At 72.5% G+C, this 19470-nt stretch carries 20 protein-coding genes and 1 pseudogene; 17 read left to right on the top strand and 4 right to left on the bottom strand.

Going from position 1 to position 19470, the window contains the following annotated elements:
* Positions 1-79: 79 nt before the first annotated feature.
* From efeU to CLV40_RS03065, 11 genes and pseudogenes are all read left to right on the top strand, one after another.
* Positions 80-934, top strand: a complete 855-nt coding sequence (efeU, locus tag CLV40_RS03110; RefSeq protein ID WP_104476622.1) for an iron uptake transporter permease EfeU — start codon at positions 80-82, stop codon at positions 932-934.
* A complete protein-coding gene (efeO, locus tag CLV40_RS03105; protein ID WP_104476621.1) occupies positions 931-2067 on the top strand; it encodes an iron uptake system protein EfeO in 1137 nt (378 codons plus the stop codon). Before efeU ends, efeO begins: the two co-directional genes overlap by 4 nt.
* Positions 2064-3308, top strand: a complete 1245-nt coding sequence (efeB, locus tag CLV40_RS03100) for an iron uptake transporter deferrochelatase/peroxidase subunit (RefSeq protein WP_104476619.1) — start codon at positions 2064-2066, stop codon at positions 3306-3308. Before efeO ends, efeB begins: the two co-directional genes overlap by 4 nt.
* A 16-nt stretch (positions 3309-3324) precedes the next feature.
* Positions 3325-4047 carry a class I SAM-dependent DNA methyltransferase gene (locus tag CLV40_RS03095; RefSeq protein ID WP_104476617.1) on the top strand — a complete coding sequence of 241 codons (723 nt, stop codon included), beginning with the start codon at positions 3325-3327 and terminating at the stop codon, positions 4045-4047.
* Positions 4048-4109: 62 nt separating this feature from the next.
* A complete protein-coding gene (locus CLV40_RS03090) occupies positions 4110-4853 on the top strand; it encodes a VOC family protein (protein WP_181043287.1) in 744 nt (247 codons plus the stop codon).
* A gap of 67 nt (positions 4854-4920) precedes the next feature.
* On the top strand, positions 4921-5259 hold the full coding sequence (locus CLV40_RS03085; RefSeq protein ID WP_219823887.1) for a hypothetical protein: 339 nt from the start codon (positions 4921-4923) through the stop codon (positions 5257-5259).
* The gene (locus CLV40_RS03080) at positions 5256-5477 is read left to right on the top strand and encodes a hypothetical protein (protein WP_104476614.1); all 222 of its coding nucleotides are present in this window, start codon (positions 5256-5258) and stop codon (positions 5475-5477) included. The genes CLV40_RS03085 and CLV40_RS03080 overlap by 4 nt, the downstream gene beginning before the upstream one ends.
* 85 nt (positions 5478-5562) lie before the next feature.
* A pseudogene (locus CLV40_RS03075) lies at positions 5563-7115 on the top strand (amidase).
* A gap of 24 nt (positions 7116-7139) precedes the next feature.
* Entirely contained in the window at positions 7140-7568 is a 429-nt protein-coding gene (locus CLV40_RS03070; RefSeq protein ID WP_245930996.1) for a RidA family protein, read from the top strand.
* Positions 7569-7645: 77 nt separating this feature from the next.
* The gene (locus CLV40_RS38745) at positions 7646-7969 is read left to right on the top strand and encodes a hypothetical protein (RefSeq protein ID WP_219823886.1); all 324 of its coding nucleotides are present in this window, start codon (positions 7646-7648) and stop codon (positions 7967-7969) included.
* On the top strand, positions 7970-9019 hold the full coding sequence (locus CLV40_RS03065) for an MFS transporter (RefSeq protein ID WP_281261638.1): 1050 nt from the start codon (positions 7970-7972) through the stop codon (positions 9017-9019).
* On the opposite strand, the gene CLV40_RS37715 is transcribed toward CLV40_RS03065, so the two are convergent.
* Complete coding sequence (locus CLV40_RS37715; RefSeq protein ID WP_181043286.1) at positions 9012-9635, bottom strand: hypothetical protein; 624 nt, start codon at positions 9633-9635, stop codon at positions 9012-9014. The two genes, CLV40_RS03065 and CLV40_RS37715, sit on opposite strands and share 8 nt — an antisense overlap.
* A 216-nt stretch (positions 9636-9851) precedes the next feature.
* Here CLV40_RS37715 and CLV40_RS03055 point away from each other — a divergent pair, with 216 nt between their 5' ends.
* From CLV40_RS03055 to CLV40_RS03045, 3 genes are read left to right on the top strand one after another with little or no spacing between them, the layout of a single operon-like run.
* On the top strand, positions 9852-10178 hold the full coding sequence (locus CLV40_RS03055; RefSeq protein ID WP_104476608.1) for a plasmid stabilization protein: 327 nt from the start codon (positions 9852-9854) through the stop codon (positions 10176-10178).
* 38 nt (positions 10179-10216) lie between these two features.
* Positions 10217-10972: a class I SAM-dependent methyltransferase gene (locus tag CLV40_RS03050; protein WP_104476606.1), complete on the top strand. Its 756-nt coding sequence runs from the start codon at positions 10217-10219 to the stop codon at positions 10970-10972.
* A 56-nt stretch (positions 10973-11028) separates the two neighbouring features.
* Entirely contained in the window at positions 11029-11451 is a 423-nt protein-coding gene (locus tag CLV40_RS03045) for a nitroreductase family deazaflavin-dependent oxidoreductase (RefSeq protein ID WP_104476604.1), read from the top strand.
* 2 nt (positions 11452-11453) lie between these two features.
* On the opposite strand, the gene CLV40_RS03040 is transcribed toward CLV40_RS03045, so the two are convergent.
* The gene (locus CLV40_RS03040; RefSeq protein WP_104476602.1) at positions 11454-11855 is read right to left on the bottom strand and encodes an HNH endonuclease; all 402 of its coding nucleotides are present in this window, start codon (positions 11853-11855) and stop codon (positions 11454-11456) included.
* A 69-nt stretch (positions 11856-11924) separates the two neighbouring features.
* Positions 11925-13136, bottom strand: coding sequence for a cytochrome P450 (locus CLV40_RS03035; protein WP_104476600.1), 1212 nt, complete (start codon positions 13134-13136; stop codon positions 11925-11927).
* A gap of 460 nt (positions 13137-13596) precedes the next feature.
* Here CLV40_RS03035 and CLV40_RS03030 point away from each other — a divergent pair, with 460 nt between their 5' ends.
* Entirely contained in the window at positions 13597-14355 is a 759-nt protein-coding gene (locus CLV40_RS03030; protein ID WP_219823884.1) for an AfsR/SARP family transcriptional regulator, read from the top strand.
* A 9-nt stretch (positions 14356-14364) separates the two neighbouring features.
* On the opposite strand, the gene CLV40_RS03025 is transcribed toward CLV40_RS03030, so the two are convergent.
* Positions 14365-15804 (bottom strand): MFS transporter, encoded by a 1440-nt coding sequence (locus CLV40_RS03025; protein ID WP_104476597.1) that lies wholly within the window; start codon positions 15802-15804, stop codon positions 14365-14367.
* 104 nt (positions 15805-15908) lie between these two features.
* Here CLV40_RS03025 and CLV40_RS03020 point away from each other — a divergent pair, with 104 nt between their 5' ends.
* A complete protein-coding gene (locus CLV40_RS03020; RefSeq protein WP_104476595.1) occupies positions 15909-16547 on the top strand; it encodes a TetR/AcrR family transcriptional regulator in 639 nt (212 codons plus the stop codon).
* Between the two features lie 151 nt (positions 16548-16698).
* Complete coding sequence (locus tag CLV40_RS03015) at positions 16699-19443, top strand: helix-turn-helix transcriptional regulator (RefSeq protein ID WP_104476593.1); 2745 nt, start codon at positions 16699-16701, stop codon at positions 19441-19443.
* Positions 19444-19470 lie beyond the last annotated feature (27 nt).

Below are 19470 nucleotides of genomic sequence, written 5' to 3'. Positions count from 1 at the left end.
GGACAATTGAGCCAAGCCTTACCTACGTTTCCTCAGGTAAGCCTTGGCTGATCAGCTGACGGCCGGACGGGAGGTGACCATGGAATACGCGTTCACGGGCGCGCTGCTCGGCCTGCGCGAGGGCCTGGAGGCCGCGCTGGTGGTGAGCATTCTGCTCGCGTACCTCGTGCGCACCGAGCGCCGGGGCGCGCTGAAGTGGGTGTGGGCGGGCGTCGCGGCGGCCGTGCTGCTGTCCGTGCTGGTCGGCGCGGTCATAACGTTCACCAGCGCGCACCTCCCCTTCGAGGCGCAGGAGACCTTCGGCGGCGCGATGTCGCTGCTGGCCGTGGTGTTCGTCACCGGCATGGTGTTCTGGATGCGCAACACGGCCCGCAAGATCAGCGGGGAACTGCGCGGGAAGCTCTCCGACGCGGTCGCCATCGGCCCGGTCGCGGTCGTCGTCGTGGCATTCCTCTCCGTGGGCCGCGAGGGGCTGGAAACCGCGGTCTTCTTCTACGCCACCGCGCAGTCCGCGGGCCGCGACAGCGGACCGCTGATCGGTTTCCTGATCGGCATCGCGCTGGCCGTCGCGCTCGGCTGGGCGATCTACCGGGGCGCCATCAAGATCAACCTCACCCGCTTCTTCAAGATCACCGGGGTATTCCTGATCTTCGTCGCGGCCGGGGTGCTCGGCTACGGCCTGCACGACCTCCAGGAGGCGGCCGTGCTGCCCGGTCTGCGGTCGCACGCGTTCGACCTGTCCGGCCCGGTACCCGAGGACTCCTGGTACGGCGCCCTGCTCAAGGGCATCTTCAACTACTCCGCGCAGACCACCAAGCTGCAGGCCTGGGCCTGGGCGATCTACGTCGTGGTCGTGCTCTACCTCTTCCTCCGACCCGCGCGCACCACCGCGCCCGTCCCCGCCACTGCCACCGCCCAAGGAGAATCGAAGTGACCGCCAGACCCCTCCGCGCCTGCCTCACCGGCGTCGCCGCCCTGGTGACCCTGACCGCGTGCGGGGACAGCGGCGCCGCGCCCGGCGGCGCGGGCGGTCCCATCGCGGTGCAGGCCAAGGACGACGCGTGCGGGGTGGCGCGCGCCGAGGCGGACGCGGGCACGATCACCTTCGAGGTGACCAACGGCGGCAGCCGGGTGACCGAGTTCTACCTCTACGGCGAGGGCGACCGGATCATGGGCGAGGTCGAGAACATCACCCCCGGCCTGACCCGCAAGCTGATCGTCGAGGTGGCCGACGGCGGCAAGTACCAGACCTCGTGCCGCCCCGGCATGACCGGCGACGGCATCCGCGCCGAGTTCACCGTCAAGGGCGCCGCGGCCCGCCAGGCCGACGCGAACACCCAGCTCGGCGAGGCGACCAAGGGCTACCAGCGCTACGTCAACGCGCAGGTGGAGCCTCTCCAGACCAAGACCGCCGAGTTCGTCGCGGCGGTCAAGGCGGGCAAGGTCGACGAGGCCAAGGCGCTGTTCCCGGTCGCGCGGACCTACTGGGAGCGCATCGAGCCGGTCGCGGAGAGCTTCGGCGACCTCGACCCGAGGATCGACGCCCGCGAGGCCGACCTGGAGCCCGGGCAGGAGTTCACCGGCTTCCACCGGCTGGAGAAGGACCTGTGGGTCAGCGGCCTGCGGGCCGACAGCGGCAAGGTCGCCGACCAGCTGCAGACCGACGTGACGGAGATCGTCAACCGGGCCAAGACCGTCGAGCTGACCCCGCTGCAGCTGGCCAACGGCGCCAAGGAGCTGCTCGACGAGGTGGCCACCGGCAAGATCACCGGCGAGGAGGACACCTTCTCGCACACCGACCTGTGGGACTTCCAGGCCAACGTGGAGGGTTCGAAGGCGGCGGTCGCGGCGCTGCGGCCGGTCGTGGAGGGCCGGGACGCCGCGCTGGCCAAGACCATCGACGAGCGGTTCGCCGCGGTCCAGTCGCTGCTGGACAAGCAGCGCGCCGGTGACGGGTTCAAGCTCTACACGGACCTGTCCGCGGCGGAGGTCAAGGCGTTCGCCGAGGCCGTGGACGCGCTCGGCGAGCCGATCAGCAAGGTCGCCGAGGTGGTGGCCCAGAAGTGAGCGGACTGTCGCGGCGGGGAGTACTGGGTCTGGCGGGCGCGGGGGTCGCGGCCGTCGGGATCGGCGCGGCGGCCGGGGTGCTCGCCTCGGGTGAACCGGCGCCCGCGCCCCGGGGACCGGATCCGTCGGCGCCGGTGCCGTTCCGGGGTCAGCACCAGGCGGGGATCATCACGCCCGCGCAGGACCGGATGCACTTCGTCGCCTTCGACGTGACGACGCGGGACCGGGGCGCGCTGGTGGAGCTGCTGCGCGAGTGGACGGCCGCGGCGGAGCGGATGACGGCGGGCCGGGAGGCCGCCGAGGGCGGTGCCGTGGGCGGATCGCGCCAGGCGCCGCCCGCGGACACAGGGGAGGCGCTGGACCTGCCCGCGTCGGCGTTGACGCTGACCATCGGGTTCGGCCCGTCGCTGTTCGACGACCGGTTCGGCCTGGCCGACCGGCGGCCGGAAGCGCTGGTCGACCTGCCGCACTTCCGCGGCGACGACCTCGACGCCAAGCGCGGTGGCGGGGACATCTGCGTGCAGGCGTGCGCGAACGACCCGCAGGTGGCGGTGCACGCGATCCGCAACCTGGCGCGCATCGGCTTCGGCAAGGTCGCGGTGCGCTGGTCGCAGCTGGGGTTCGGGCGCACGTCGTCGACCTCGACCGCGCAGGCCACCCCGCGCAACCTGTTCGGCTTCAAGGACGGCACCAACAACCTCAAGGCGGAGGACCCGGCCGCGCTCGCGGAGCACGTCTGGGTCACCGAGGGTCCGCGGTGGATGGTCGGCGGCACGTACCTGGTGGCCCGCCGGATCCGGATGCACATCGAGATCTGGGACCGCACGTCGCTGGCCGAGCAGGAGGACATCGTCGGCCGCGCCAAGGGTTCCGGCGCGCCCCTGGGCCAGACGGCCGAGTTCGACCCGGTGGACCTGCACGTGCGGGGCGCGGGCGGGGTGCCGCTGATCCCGGACGACTCGCACATCCGGCTGGCGTCGGCGGAGAGCCTCGGCGGCGCCCGGATCCTGCGTCGCGGCTACAACTTCACCGACGGGTCCGACGGGTTGGGCCACCTGGACGCGGGGTTGTTCTTCGTCTGCTTCAACCGGGACTCGCGCAAGCAGTTCATCCCGATGCAGCAGGCGCTGTCCGCGCACGACCGGATGATGGAGTACCTGGAGCACACCGGCTCCGGTCACTTCGCCTGCCCGCCGGGGTTGGCGGAGGGCCGGTTCTGGGGTGACGACCTGTTCGGCTGATCCCTAGGGTGATCGGATGCCTGACGCGATCTTCGACGACCCCCGGTTGGCCGCGACCTACGACGCCTTCGACGGACCTCGGGACGATTTGGCCGCGTACGTGGCGATCGCGGCCGAGTTGGGCGCTTCTCGGGTGCTGGACGTGGGGAGCGGAACGGGGAACCTGGCGGCGCTGTTGGTGGCGCGCGGGGTCGAGGTCGTGGGGGTGGAGCCCGCCGGGGCGTCGCTGGAGATCGCGCGGCGGCGCGAACCGCGGGCGACGTGGGTGCGCGGTGACGCGGCGACGTTGCCCGCGGTGGCGGCGGACCTCGCGGTGATGACCGCCAACGTGGCCCAGGTGTTCCTGACCGACGACGACTGGACCACCGCTCTCGCCGGTGTCCGTGGGGCGTTGCGGCCCGGCGGGCACCTGGTCTTCGAGACCCGTCGGCCGGAGCGTCGACTCTGGGAGGACTGGGCGGCGGACACGGCGTGGCACACCCTGGACGTCGACGGGGTCGGGTCCGTGCGGCGGCGCATGGCGGTCACCGAGGTGCGGTTGCCGCTGGTGTCGTTCCGCTTCACCTACGAGTTCCCCGACGGGGGAACGCTCACATCGGACTCCACGCTGCGGTTCCGCGACCGGGACGAGGTCGAGGCGTCGCTGGTCGAATCGGGGTACCGGGTGCTCGACGTCCGGGAGGCGGCGGACCGGCCGGGGCGGGAGTTCGTTTTCCTGACCCAACTCGTGGCCGCGTAGGGTCGCGCGGCGGGGTGGTCGAGGACGATGATGGGCGCGACCCTCCCGATTGGAGCACGCCGGTGACGTCCTTCACCCGTCCCGCCACCATCACCCCCTACCTCGCGGTCGCCGACGCCCCACGCGCCATCGACTGGTACGTGCGCGTGTTCGACGGCCACCGGCGCGGTGAGCCGTACCTGATGCCCGACGGCCGCATCGGGCACGCGGAGATCGGGATCGGGGACGCGGTGCTCATGCTCGCCGAGGGCGGGGTGGGTGAGGTGCCGGTCGTGGCACCGGACAACCCGACCACCTTCACCCACTCCCTGAACATCCAGGTCGAGGACGTGGACGCGACCTTCGCCCGCGCGGTGGCGGAGGGCGCGGCCGTCGAACGACACCCCGAGGACCAGGACTACGGGCGGGTGGCGGTGCTCGTCGACCCGTTCGGCCACCGCTGGCTGGTGACGGGCACCCCGGTCCGCAGCTCCCGCACCCCGGTCGGCGAGTCGGACTACCTGACGATGGTCGTCCGCGACGCCGACCGGGCGAAGGGCTTCTACGGGGCGGTGCTGGGCTGGGAGTTCGTCCCGGGCTCGGTGGAGGGCGCGTGGCAGGTGGCCAACCACAGCAACATCGGCCTGTGGGCGAACGGCGACGAACCGGCCAACCAGCTGTGCTTCCGTGTAGCCGACATCGAGGCCGCGCTGCGGGCGGTGACCACGCACGGGGGGAAGGCCGGGGAGGCGAAGGAACGCCCGTTCGGCCTGCTCGCCGACTGCGCGGACCCGGAGGGGACCGTGTTCTACCTGTACCAAACCTGACCCGAGGGTCGCATTCGGCACCCAGGTATAGGTTTACCTTGGCGGCATAGCATCAACAGACACCACTGTGGACCTTGCCTGGGTTCCCCGGGCGTGCGCGCTGCCCACCGCCGAACAGCCGCTCAGGCTGGCCGAGTTCGATGCGCTGTTCACCGCTCTCCGAGCCGTCGAGCGACCCGAGCCGACCCGGCTGCGGCTGGTGCTGGACGCTTCGGTGGAAGCCATCGCACGTGACCTGGCGGCCAGGGAGACCGAGTGCTGCTCGTTCTTCACCTTCGCTTTCGACCGCGACGAGCACCTGAGCGTGGACATCTCCATCCCGTCAGCCGGGTCGGGGTCCTCGACGGTCTCGCCACGTGCGCCGCCACCCCGTGCTGCCCATCCCTTCACCGGTGACACCCGATGACCGGCACCGAGCCGCCGTGCGCGGCCAAGATCGGCGTCGGGCCTGCCGTCGGCGCCGCCCCGCTGCTCGTCACGGCCGGTGTCTTGACCGGCGCGGGCGCGGCGGTGCTGACCAACACCCTCATCGCCGTGGCCGTCGTGTCAGTGCTCGCGGCGGCGGGCCCGTGGTGGCGGCACCGCCGCCGGGCGCACGCGTGCCGTGGTACTTGTTCGTGTTGATGTGGGGCGTTTTCCCGTGACTGGGAACGGGAACGGCGCGTGGTTGACGAGGTCGGCGGCCCTGGTTTGAATCACGCGGGTGCGGATGAAGCGGATCTTCCCGGTCGCCTGTTTGGTCGCCGTCGTCGCGGCGGTGCCGAGTCCGGCGGCGGTCGCGGCGCCCGCGGGGCTCGGGTTCGACCTCGACCGGGCGACGATCCCCCAACTCCAACACCTGATGGACCGCGGCAGGCTCAGCTCCGCGCGCCTGACCCGCGAGTACCTCGACCGCATCCGCACCGTCGACCGCAAGGTGCGCGCGGTCATCGCCCTCGACGACTCCGCCGTGGCGCAGGCCGAGGCGAGTGACCGCAGGCGGCGGGCCGGGCACGCGCGGGGGCCGTTGGACGGGATTCCCGTGCTGCTCAAGGACAACATCGACACCCGGGGCGTGCAGACCACGGCCGGGTCACGGGCCCTGCTCGGCAAGCCGCCCGCCGCGGACGCGGCGTTGGTGCGGCGGCTGCGGGACGCGGGGGCGGTGGTGTTGGGCAAGGCGAACCTGTCCGAGTGGGCCAACTTCCGGTCGACGCACTCCAGCTCCGGGTGGTCCGGCGTCGGTGGGCAGACGAACAACCCGTACGTGCTCGACCGCAACCCGTGTGGGTCTTCGTCGGGGTCGGGGGCCGCGGTGGCGGCGTCGTTGGCTCAGGTGGCGATCGGGACGGAGACCGACGGGTCGATCGTGTGCCCGGCGGCGGCGAACGGGGTCGTGGGGCACAAGCCGAGTCTGGGGCTGGTCAGCCGGAGCGGGGTGGTGCCGCTCTCGCTGGAGCAGGACACGGCGGGGCCGATGGCGCGGACGGTCGAGGACGTGGCGATCACGCTGTCGGTGCTGCAGGGCCGCGACCGCGCCGACCGGGCGACCCTGGACTACCCGGCGTCGCAGACCCGTGACTACGCGGCGGCGTTGCGGCCGGGGGCGTTGCGGGGTGCGCGGCTCGGGCTGTGGAGCATGCGCGGGGTCGACCCCGACGCGGACCGGGTGGTGGCGCGCAGCGTCGAGGTGTTGCGCGCCCAGGGGGCGACGGTGGTCGAGGTCGACCTCCCGTACCAGGCGGAGATCGGAGCGGTGGAGTACCCGGCGCTGATCACGGAGTTCGCGCGTGACCTGCCCGCGTACCTGCGCACGCGGCCCGGGGCGCCGCAGACCATGCAGGCGCTGGTCGACTTCAACCGGAACGACCCGGTGGAGCTGAAGTACTTCGGGCAGGAGCTGTTCGAGGAGGCCGTGAAGGCGCCGGGCCCCGACGACCCGACGTACAAGCAGCAGCGCGAGACGGCCACGACGCTCGCCCGCCGGTCCATCGACGAGACGCTGAAGGCCCAGCACCTGGACGCGCTCATCGCACCGACCAACAGCCCGGCGTGGAAGACCGACTACGAGCACGGCGACGCGTACATCCTCGGCACCTCCACCCCGGCCGCCGCGGCGGGCTACCGGCGGTCACGGTGCCCGCGGGCTACGGCGGCGAGTTGCCGATCGGGCTGTCGTTCTTCGCCGACCGCTGGTCGGACGCCAAGGTCCTCGCCCTGGCCGCCGCGTTCGAGAAGGCCAACCCGGCCCGGCACGCGCCCCGCTACCTGACCACGGGGTAGTGTCCAGGGTGGACCGTTCCACCCTTGGGGGCCTTCGTGAAGAAGTTCGTCGACAACCCGGCGGGCGTGCCCGCGCCCCCGCCGGGGCGCTACTCGCACGTCTCGCGCGTGGAGATCGCCGACACCGTGACGCTGACGCTGGCCGGGCAGTGCGCGATCGGCGACGACCTCTCGGTCGTGGCGCCCGGTGACATCGTCGGCCAGACGGACCGGGTCTTCGAGATCATCGGCATCCTGCTGGCCGCGCACGGCGCGACCTTCGCCGACATCACCAGCACCCGCACGTACCTGACCGACATGGACGACCGCGCCGCGTACGCCGAGACCCGCGCCAAGTACCTGCCCGCCGACGCGCTGCCGCCGAGCACGGTCGTCGAGGTGTCGCGGCTGTTCCTGCCGGACGTCGTCGTCGAGGTCGAGGTCGTCGCGGTCCGGGAGCTGGACCGGGCGTAATCGCGTTGCCCGCGGCCCCCGGCCCGCACCAGGATGGTCATTGAGCGCTTGACCACCTGGGGAGGTCGATCCCGCGCGTGTCCGGAACCACGGCTGAAGCCCCCGCCGGGGTGTTCTCGCGGACCTACTTGGCGGCGACGACGAGTTTCGTCGCGGTGAACGCCCTGGCCGGGCTGGCGGCCTTGGCGGTCGTGCCGACGCTGCCGATGGCGGTGCGGGACCTCGACGGGGTGTGGCTGTACCCGTTCGTGGCGAGTTCGTTCGTGGCCGCGAGCCTGCTCGGCGGCGTCCTGGGCGGCAACTGGGCCGACCGGGTCGGTGCGGGGCGGCCGTTGGCGGTCGCGCTGGCCCTGGCGGTGGTGACGCTGGTGGTGTCGGCGATCAGCGTCTCGGTGTGGTAGCTGGCGGCGGGCCGGTTCCTGGACGGTGTGTCGGCGGGGATGACGATCGTCGCGATCAACACCGCGATCGGGCAGACGTACCCGGACCGGTTGCGTCCCAGGGTGTTGGCGCTGATGGCGGCGAGCTGGGTCGGCCCGTCGCTGCTCGGCCCACCCCTCGCGGGCCTGGTCGTGTCGTGGACGTCGTGGCGGGTCGTGTTCTTCGGGCTGGCGGCGTTGACGTTGCCGCCCGCCGTCGCCGTCGTGCTGTTGCTGCGCAAGACCCGGCACGCCCCTCCCCCACCGTCCGAGGGCAGGCGGCCGGGCCTGCTGGTGGCGGCGGCGGTCAGCGCGGGCGCGGCGGCGGGTCAGTACGCGGTGACGGGCGGGGACGTCGCGCACCTGGTGTTCGGCGCGGTCGCGGTGGTGCTGGTCGTGGCCTTCGTCCGCCGGATGCTGCCGCCACGTACGTTGACGGCCGCGCGGGGACTCCCGGCGACGGTGTTGCTGAACGGGTTGGCGTCGGGGACGTTCTGCACGCTGGAGGCGTTCGTCCCGCTGTTGCTGGACACGGCGGAGGACGTGCCGCCCGCGTTGACGGGTCTGGTGTTCACCGGCGCGGCCGTGGCGTGGGCGGGGTCGTCGTGGGCGCAGAGCCATTTTCTGGTCGATGTGCCCCGGCACCGCACTGTCGCCATGGGGGCGACCCTGGTCGTGGCCGCGGCTGCCCTGGCCGCCGCGGGCCCGTTCTTCGGCCTGCCCGCGTACTTCCCCGCCGCGTCCCTGGTCCTCGCGGCGATCGGCATGGGGATGGTGTCACCGATGCTGACCGTGCTGTCCCTGGCGCACGCCGAACCGGGGCGACAAGGCTCCGCGAGCAGCGCGATGATGACGTCGCGCAACCTGGGGCAACTGGGCGTCACGGCGGCGTCCTCCGCCCTGTTCAGCCTGCTGGCACCCGCGACCCGACTCAGCTTCGGCGCGGCCTTCGCGATCCTCGCGGTGCCGAGCCTGCTGCTCGCCCTCCTGGCGAGCCGTACCCGGGATCCCGTCGCCCGCTCCGCTAGTTGACGGGGTAGCAGTCGCCCCTCGCCTCGTGGTCCAACTCCCACAGCGTGACGGGCACCTCGGCCACCACGTCCTGCGCACCGGCGGACACGATGCCCGCCCCCTCGAAGTCGCGGGTGCCCGGGCCCCCGAGGAACCACAGCACGAACGCGGGGTTGTGCTCGATGATCGAGTCGCGGGTCCAGCCGGTGTCCCCCAGCTCGGCCGCCCGCCGCTCGACGTGGTCCAGCAGCGCGTCCTCGTCGACGACCACGAAGTCGACCCGCGACTGGTAGGTCATGCGCCGCCCCCGCGGCGCGACGAACTCCTCGACGTCGCCGGTGTCCTCGTCCTCCACGTCCTCCTCGTCCGCGTCGTCCTCATCGTCCGCGTCGTCGAGGTCGTCGTGGACGGGGTCGCCGAAGCCGTAGAGCACATCGCCACCCCAGCCCCGGGCGGTCAGCGCCGCCTCGACCGCCCGGGCCGCCACTCGCACGGCGGTCATGGCCTCGGCCACCGTGGCCAACTCGTCGCTGGCCAGGTCGTCCGCACGCGCCCGCAACACCGCCGCCAGTTCGTGCGCGGCCTCGACGGTCAGGTTCGTCATGGCGGTGATCTTGCCGGCGATGCCGCGGCGCACGGGTGGAATTGTCGGCGAGGCGGTCAGGCGACGACGCGAGGTGGGGCTGGTGACCAGACCCTGGCGACGCCACCGTCCTCGTCGAGACCGCGGCGGCCAGGATTTCGGCGTGGAAGACGTCGTCACCGAGGACGTCCGGTGCCCGGATGGGCCGTTCGCATGACCCGTCACGGGCGGGGTACCCCGAGGTCGACACGGCCATTCGAGGAGGTTGACGTGCCCCAGGCGTGGAGCAGGAAACGGGAGCGGCAGTACCAGCACATCAAGGATTCAGCCGAGGACCGAGGTGCCTCCGAGAGCCGGGCAGAGGAGATCGCGGCGCGCACGGTGAACAAGAACCGTGCTCAGGCCGGTGAGTCCAAACAGGCCAGTAGGACGTCCACGCGGGACATGTCGCCGCAGAAGCGCGGTGGGCAGCGGTCCGGGCGCAAGGGGCCGAAGGGACCGACCAAGGACCAGCTCTACAACGAGGCGAAAAAGCGGGGTGTGCGGGGGCGGTCGAAAATGACGAAGAAGGAGCTTGCGGACGCGCTCGGGAAGTAGGGTCTGCGGGCCGTACGGTGTCCTGCCACACTGGGGCCGTGCGTTCCTTCGACGAACTCGTCCGCGAGGCCGCGTCGGTCGACGTCCTGGGGTCGGATTTCTCCTGGTTGGCGGGGCGCGCCCGCGAGGAGCGCACGCCGTGGGGGTACGCGAACCTGGTGGCCGAACGGGCGGCTTCGGCCGAGCGGGTGCTCGACGCGCAGACCGGTGACGGCCGGGTGATCGCCTCGGCGTTGAGCGCCAGGCCTGCGGTGTTCGCGGCCACCGAGAGCAGACCGGCGCTGCTCGACCGCGCGAAGCCCGTCCTCGCCCGATTGGGTGGTGTGCTCGTCCGGGCCGACGACGGCTACCTGCCCCTCACGCCCGGCGCGTTCGACCTGGTCGTCAGCAGGCACCCGAGGATCGGGTCGACCGACTGGACGCAGGTCGCCCGCGTCCTCGCCCCGGGCGGCACGTACCTGGCCCAGCAGTACGGCTCCGGCTACGGGCGCGAGCTGGTCGAGGCCATGCTGGGCCCGCAGGAGGCCGACGGCGGCCTGGCCGAGCAGGAGGCGGCCGCCGCCGAGACCGCCGGGCTGCGGGTGGTGGCCCTGCGCAAGGCGGGCCTGCGCGCCGAGTTCGACGACATCGGCGCCGTCGTCTACCTGCTGCGCAAGATCGTCTGGTTCATCCCCGACTTCGCCGTCGACCCCTACCGCGAGCGGTTGTTGCTGCTGGACAAGCAGATCCGCGCGCAAGGCGCCCTGCGCACCCTCTCCCACCGCTTCCTCATCGAGGCCTGCCGACCCGGCTGAACCACACCACCGGGTGACGGCGGAATAGCGGTGGGTGGTTCGGTGTTCGGCGTGGCATGACCGCAGAGCTCAGCCCCACCGAGTGGGTTCGGAACCAGACGCAGCGGATCCTCGAGGAGGGGACGACCGACGGGATCAAGGTGCTCGGCAGGCCGATCGTGCTGCTGACCCTGCGCGGCGCCAAGAGCGGCAAGCTGCGCTACACGCCGGTGATGCGCGTCGAGCACGACGGCCGCTACGTGGTCGTGGCGTCCAACGGCGGCGACGAGAAGCACCCGACCTGGTACCACAACATCAAGGCGCACCCCGAGTTCCCCCTGCAGGACGGCGCGGTGACCAAGGACTACGCCGCCCGCGAACTCGAGGGCCCCGAGCGCGACGAGTGGTGGCAGCGCGCCGTGGCCGCGTTCCCCCAGTACGCCGACTACCAGGTCAAGACCGACCGGCTGATCCCGCTGTTCGTGCTGGAACCCAAGTAGGGTCAGCCCGGCACGTCCACGTCGTCGTGCTCGGCCGCCGGGGTCTCGTCGATGTCGTCGACCTCGGCGGCGAGCACCGCGCGGATCTCGATGTGGCGGGTGAGGAACGCCCGCTCGTCGAGGCGTTTGCGGCGCAACCACGACGTCACCTCGGTGTTGCACTTGCTGGAGTTGCAGGAGCCGCAGACCGGGACGACGTTGTCCACGGTGTAGCGGCCGCCGCGCGAGATGGGCAGGACGCAGTCGCGCTGGTAGGGGCCGGTGGTGGAACCGCAGTAGGCGCACCCCGCCCAGGCCGCTTGCAGGGCCAGCCACTGGGTGTCGGTCAGGTCGTGGTCGACCTTCGCCATGCGGCGCCTGCGTTTGCGGGACAGCCGTGCGCTCCTACTGCGGTTGACCGCCATTCGGTCAGGCTACGCGGGAACCGGGGCCGGGCCGTGGTCCGACTCGCGGGGGTCATCCGTACCGGTGGTCTACCAGACGACCGGTAACGCGTGGACGCCCTGCATGGTGCCGCCGCTGCGGTAGGGCAGGGCGTCGGACGGGGTTTCCAGGGCCAGGTCCGGCAGGCGGGTGAACAGGACGTCGAAGGCGATCTCCAGTTCGAGGCGGGCCAGGTTCTGGCCGAGGCACTGGTGGATGCCGTAGCCGAAGGTGAGGTGCCTGCGCCCGGACGCCTTCGGGTCCTTGCGCTCCCGGAGGAAGTCCAGTTCGTACGGTTCCGGCCACACCGCCGGGTCCCGGTTGGCCATGGACGACGAGAAGATCAGCCCCTCCCCCGCCCGGATCGCCGCGCCATCGATCTCGATGTCCGCGTCCGCCACCCGCACCCCGGACAGGTCGGTCACCGACACCATGCGCAGGAGTTCGTCGACGGCGGCGGGCAGCAGGTCCCGGTCGGCGCGGATCGCGGCGAGCGCCTCCGGGTGCGCCAGCAGCGTGACCACCCCGAGGGTGATCATCTGCGCGGTCGTGTCGTGGCCGCCGAGCAGCAGGGTCAACGCGATGCGGACGGCGTCCTCGTGGGTCACGTCCGCGTCCGGCCCGTCGCCGATCGCACCGGCCAGCACCGTGATCAGACCCCGGTGCGTCGGCTCCGCCCGCTCGGCGGTGACCAGGCGGTCCAGGTAGTCGAACAGGGTCCGGCCCGCCTCCTCGGCCCCGGCGGCGGAGGTGGCCTGCAACAGCGCGGCCGACGCGCTCTCGAAGAAGGCGTGGTCCTCGTACGGCACGCCCAGCAGGCGGGAGATCACCGCGGACGGGATGGGCAGCGCGTAGTCCGCGAGGAGGTCGGCGGGCGCGCCCTTGGCCTCGATCGCGTCGATGAGCGAGTGCGCCAGCGCGGTGATCTCGTCGCGCTGAGCGCGGGCCTGCTTGAGGCCGAAGTGCGCGGCGAGCAGCTCGCGGTGGGCCTTGTGCCGGGGCGGGTCGATGCCGATCAGGGCCAGCGGCTTGAAGATCTCGGCCTCGAAACGGGGCAGCACCACCGGGAAGTCCGGGCGGGTCCGGTCGGCGGACACCCTCGGGTCGGACAGCAGCGCGCGGGCGGTGGCGTGGCCGGTGACGAGCCAGGCGGTCTCGTCGTTCCACAACTCGACGCGGTGCAGGGACCCTTCCGCACCGAGCGGCTGGTAGGCGCCGGACGGCTGGAACGGGCACTGGCGGTCCTGCGGGTACTGCAGCATGGTGGGTCCTCCCGGGCCGGAACGGATCGACGCCCGCCGGGACGCTACGAGCGAACCGCCGGACCGCCAACGCCGCTTCAGCCCGGCTTCATGGTGTCTTTGGCACTGTGTCTTTGGCCTCGGCTCCGCCGAGGCGGCGAGATCGCCTTTCAGCCGATCTCTTCCCTCGCGATTTCGCGAGGCCCCAGGGGGCCTCGCGAAATCGCTCAGTCCAGAGACCGGCGCGATCTCGCGGTGGTGGTCAGCCTCGGGTGGAGCGCGATCTCGCGGTGGTGGACGGCTGTCTCGCGGTGGTGGACGGCTGTGGTGTGCTTTAGCGGCACTGGCTATTGTTGTCACCAGGTGTGGCGGTACGTACCCACAGTGTGGACAGTAAGCACATCCGCTGATGTGCGGCCCGAGGGCGCGGGGACAGGATGCCTGCATCAAGCATCCCCGGCCCCACCCTTGGAGGACACCCGTGCGCTATCTGCTGCTGGGCCCCTTGCAGATCGCAGGCGAGACCACCCTGACGATCACCGCGCCGAAGATCGAGACGCTGTTCGCCACGCTGCTGATCCGGGCGAACCGGGCCGTCTCGACCGACGAGCTGATCGGTGAGCTGTGGGGTGAGCAGCCGCCGCGCCGGGTGCGCTCGGCGCTGCACGTCTACGTCTCGCAGATCCGCAAGCGGTTCACCGCCGACGAGCCGGGCGCGGCCGTGCTGCGCACCCACGGGCAGGGCTACCTGCTGGAAGTGGACGAGTCCCGGCTGGACGTCACCGACCTGCAGCGCGAGCACGCCCTCGGGCAGTCCCTTGTGGACCGCGACCCGCACGCCGCGCTGGCCGCGTTCACCCGGGCCGCCGCGCTGTTCCGGGGGCCGGTGCTCGGCCACATCCGCAACGGGCTGGTGGTCGGCGGGTTCGGCCGCTGGGCCGACGAGCTGCGGCTGGAGTGCCTGGAGGCGGTGGCCCGGGGTTCGCTGGTCACCGGCCGCCACCGCGAGGTGATCGGGGACCTGGCCAAGTGGGCCGAGGAGTACCCGCTGCACGAGGCGTTCCGCGAGCAGCTGATGGTGGCGCTGTACCGGTCGGGCAGGCGGGCCGAGGCGCTGGCGGTGTTCCAGTCCGCGCGCCGGGTGCTGCGCGAGGAGCTGGGACTGGAGCCGCGCGAGTCGATGCGCAGGCTCCAGTCCCACATCCTCGGTGCCGACCGCGACCTGTCGCTCGCGGGCTGACGGCGGGCGCTACCCGGCCGCCGCGGGTTCCGGTTTCCTGCCACCGAACCAGGTCAGAGCCGCGACCACGAGCGCGGCGGCCACGATGACCGAGCTCCACACGAACAGGGTGCCGATGCTGTCGCCCGGCGCGCCGCCGGTGTACGGCACCAGCAGGATCGCCACGCCGAACACGCCGCCGATGGTCAGGCTGGTCTGCAGCAGGCCGGAGGTGATGCCGATGTCCTCGGGCGCGCTGGTGGTCAGGATGACCATGTTGACCGGCACGATCGCCAGGCCGACACCGAGGCCGAGCACGATGATCGGGCCGAGCACCCCGGCGGCGTAGCTGTCGGCGCCGTCCAGACCGGTCAGCCACAGCACACCGACCAGCACCAGCGCGAGACCGGCGAGGCCGCGCACCTTGATGTCCACCTTGGCCAGCCGGGGCGTGCCGAACTGGATCACGACCAGCAGCGCCAACCCGAACGGCAGGATGCCCAGACCCGCCTGCAGCGGCGTGAACTTGAGCGCCACCTGGAGGAACTGCACCAGGTACAGCAGGAACCCGGTCAGCACCGAGGCCAGCAGCAGCAACACGACGAACGACCCGGCGCGGGCGCGCAGCGCGAACACCCGGCCCGGCAGCAGCGGCTCGCTCGCCTTGCGGTCGACCGCGACCAGCGCGCCGATCGCGACGACACCCGCCGCCAGCGGCAGCAGCGCCCGGGTGCTGCCCCAGCCCGCCTCCGCCGCGCCGACCAGGCCGAACACCAGCAGCACGAGCGCGCCCGTGGCCAGCACGGCGCTCGGCAGGCCGAGCGAGTGGCCGCGCTTGACGTCCCCGCGCACGCCGAGGGTGCGCAGCGCGATCACCAGGATGACCAGTCCGACCGGGACGTTGACCAGCAGGCTCCAGCGCCAGTCGCCCAGGTGGGTCAGCACCGCGCCGAGGATCATGCCCGCGGCGGCGCCGAGGCCGGTGACCGTCGAGTACAGGCCGAACGCCTTGGCCTGGCGCTCCCCCTCGAACACCGTGGTCAGCAGGGCGAGCCCGGCCGGTCCGGCGAGCGCGGCGCCCGCGCCCTGCAGCGCGCGGCCGACCAGCAGCACCGGCAGGTTCGGGGCCAGGCCCGCGACCAGCGACGCGACGGTGATCAGGCCGATGCCGACCAGGAACACCCGGCGGTGGCCGATGGTGTCGCCGAGCCTGCCGCTGAACAGCAGCAGCCCACCGAAGGCGAGCAGGAACGCGTTGGGCACCCAGGACGCGGCGACCACGCCGACGCCGAGGTGGTCCTGCAGGTCGGGCAGGGCGACGGTGACGATCGTGCCGTCGAGCTGGAGCAGGAACTCCGCGCCGACGATGGCCGCCAGGATCAGCCCGAACGCGGCCGCGGCCCGGGCAGGCGCGGCGGCCGGGGGTGACGCCCCCTGGTCGGCCGCGTCGGGGCTGGTCTCGGTGCTCATCGCTTCCTCCTCATCTCCGGGCGGCGGTCGGACTAAGATGAGACCACCTCCGGTTGGTTCGCGATCAGTGAACCGGAGGCAGCCTCAGGTAGTCAAGGAGGACCATGACGGGCAGTACGGATTCCACTACGCGGGACGCCGCGACCGACGACGACGCGGCCAAGGAGGTCGCGCCCTTGATCGCGCAGCGGCCCAAGCGCGCGGACGGCAGGCGCAACTACGACGCGATCCTCGCCGCCGCCCGCACCGCCTTCGCCGAGCACGGCGCGGGCGCGTCCCTTGAGGACATCGCGGCCAAGGCGGGCGTCGCGATCGGCACCCTGTACCGGCACTTCCCGACCCGGGCCACGCTGGTCGAGGCGTCCACCCGCAACGGTCTGGAGGACCTGGTCGCGCACGCCAAGCACGTCTCGGGCACCGAGGAACCGCTGGCCGCGCTGGTCGCCTGGATGCGGCAGGCGGTGCTGCACTTCAGCACCTTCCGCGGCCTCGTCGGCATCCTCGTGCGGAGCATGTACGACGAGGGCACGCCGTCGCACGCCATGTGCGCGCAGATGCACGGCAGCGGCGCCGACCTGCTCACAGCCGCCCAGGACGCGGGCGCGATCCGCGCCGACCTGACCCCGGTCGAGCTGTTCGACCTGCTGCACGGCATCGCCTGGGTGCGGGAGACCACCGGACCGGAGCGCGACGACTCCGACCGGCTCATCGACCTGCTGGTGGGCGGCCTGACCGCCCGGTGATCGTGATCGTGCCCACGGCACGGGCGTTCCTACGATGCGGATGGGCTTTGCTTTCCCCCCGTCCGCCGGCTGAATTCACCGGTGGCAGCGCCGCCGCAGCGCTACAGGAGGTATCCACGGTCCACACGGATCGCACCAGGGGAGACGGTCGATGACGCACACCGACGGGAGCGCCCGGTTGGGTGACGCCCTGGCCAGGACGGACTCGGTGCGCGCCGCCGAGCTGGCGCTGCTGCTGGCGGCGGTGTTCGACCCGGACGCCCCCGGGCGGGTGATCGCCGTGGTCGGCGAGCCGGGCTCGGGCAAGACGCACCTGCTGGGGGTACTCGTCCGGGAGCGGCAGTGGAGCGAGCGGCCCGCGACCGTCCACCAGTGCGCGCGGCGCGGTCCCGGCACCGGTCGGGCGACCATGGACCAGGTGCGGACGCTGCTGCGGCGCGCGCGGCGGGCCGACGAGCGCGAGGTCGCGGTCGTCTCCCGGTTGCGGCCCCGGCGGTCCACCAGGGAACTGGTGGTGATCGACGACGCGCACCTCGCCGACGAGGCCACCGTCGCCGAGCTGTGCGACATGGCCGCGGGCACCACTGCCCCGCTGGCCGACGTGGTGATCGCGCTGCGCGGCAGGCAGACCCCGGCGCACCTGGACGAGGCGCTGCGGATGGCGGCGGTGTACGGCCAGGCGGTGCGCGTCGACCTGGGACCGCTGTCGGACGAGCAGCTGCTGGCCGTGTCACCGGCGCCGCTGGACGCGCGCAGGCGCAGCGCGGGCAACCCGTTCGCCCTGCTGGCCTTGCAGGCCCTCGACGAGAGCGCCCGGCTGGGCACCGACACGGCCGTGGCACCGTACGAGTTCGCGGTGCTGCGCGAGACCCGCGACCTCACCCTCAACGAGCGCGTGGTGCTGCACGCCGCCGCCGTGCTGCGGTCGCGGTTCGACCGGGACCTGCTCGCCGAGGTGGCCGAGGTCGACCCGCTGGTGGTGGCCGCGTCCGTGGAGTCGCTGGCCCGCCGGGACCTGCTGCGGCCCGACCAGGGTGATCGCCTGTCCCTGCGCGACGACGTGTTCGGCACGCTGCTGCACCGCACGATCGACCCGTGCTGGTCGGCGCGGGCGCACCAGCGGGCCATCCAGCGGCTGACCGCGCGCGGGCTGGCCGAGCGGGAACTCGGCTTCCACCTGGTGAACTCGCTGTCGCGGGCGCGCGAGGGCGAGCTGGCCAGGATCGTCGCGGCGGCGGGCGAGCTGACCTCGGGCGACATCACCTCCGCCATCTCGTGGCTGACCTCGGTGCTGACCGAGGCGCCGCTGGACAGCGAGGTCGGGGTGTCGGCCCGGCTGGCGCTCAGCGGCGCGCTGGCCCAGGTCGGCCGGGTCGCGGAGAGCCGCGAGCTGCTGTTCACCGTGCACGACGCGGGCACCGCCGACCCGGTCGAGCTGTCCCGCCAGGTCGCCGCGGTCGCGGTGGTGGAGGGCGTGCTCGGGCACGACGTGCAGGTCATGGACCTGCTGACCGAGCGATTACGCGGCACCGCCAGCACCGACCCGGGCAGGCCCGCGCTGGTGCTGGCGAACGCGTTCCGCGAGCACTTCGCGGGCTGGCGGGGCGAACCGACGCCCCTCGACGGCGCGATCGAGGCGGCCAGGGGGCACGGCGACCACCTCGTCGCCGCGGGCCTGCTGGCCATCCGCGCGCTGGAGGCGATCCCGTCCGGCCGGGTGCGGGAGGCCACCGACGACCTGACCGCAGCGGGGGAACTGGTCGACCGCGCACCCGAGCACCAACTGGCGGCGGCGCTGCCGACGGTCGTGCTCCTGTCGCTCGGCTCGCTCTACTCGGGCCGCTACCCGGAGGCCCGCCGGTACCTGGTGCGCGGTGTCGGCGTCGCCAACGCGCGGCAGCAGCAGTTCCTGCTGCCCACGCTGCACGTGCTGCTCAGCGAGGCCGAGCGGCAGCTGGGGCGGCTGCGGCCCGCGTACGACGCGGCCGACGACGCGATCATCGAGTCCGGCGGCAACAACCACCGGCACGCCCAGGCCCTGGCGCTGAAGTCGCTGGCCGAGGTGTGGCGGGAGGCGCCGGGCGACGGGCGGGCCCGGGTGCTCGCGCAGCAGGCGCTGGCCCAGCAGTCGGTGCCGTGGGGCGGGATCAACGGCTGCGCGTCGCTGGCGGCGCTGCCGCTGGCCAAGTGCGCGTGGCTCGACGGCGACGCCAAGCACTGCGTGACGCTGCTGCTCAACGAGGGTCGAGGGGTGGCGCTGCTCGGTATCCCGATCTGGCACCGGGCGGCGACCTGGGAGCTGCTGTGCGCCGCCGCGGTCGACGCGGGCATGTCGGTGGCGGAGGAGTCGGCCAACCACGCGATCAAGCACGCGCAGCGGTTCCCGTTGCCGCACAACGTCGCGTACGCCGAACTGGCCAGGGGCCACGAGCGGCGCGCCGAGCGGCTGGTGATGCGCGCGGTGCACCACTACGACCGGGCGGCGGAGTTGTTCGCCATGGCGGGCATGCAGGTCGAGCAGGCCTATGCGCTGGGCCACGCGGTCCGGCTGCTGTCCGCGACCGGGCACCGCGACGGCGCGGCGGACCGGGCGGACCTGGGGCGCGAGGTGGCCCGCCGGTGCGCGGCGCAGACGCTGCTGGCGTGGTTCACCTGCCCGGAACCGCGGGCGGTGGACGCGGCGCCGGTCGAGGTGGCCGTGCTCGGCGAGCTGACCCGGCGGGAGCGGGAGATCGCACTGCTGGTCAGTTCCGGCATGAAGCGCAAGGACATCGCGGAGGCGCTGGAGATCAGCCTGCGCACGGTCGACGTGCACCTGACCCGGATCTACCGCAAGACCGGTGTGCGCTCCCAGGTGCAGCTCGCGCTGGCCCTGACCCAGGAGACCGGTTTTTAGAACTCCTTAGGCGGAGCCACCTAGCGT

The organism is Actinokineospora auranticolor, from assembly GCF_002934265.1.
Lineage (GTDB): Bacteria > Actinomycetota > Actinomycetes > Mycobacteriales > Pseudonocardiaceae > Actinokineospora > Actinokineospora auranticolor.
The sequence above is the reverse complement of the archived record's forward strand: the minus strand, read 5'-3'. Positions and strand labels throughout refer to the sequence as shown.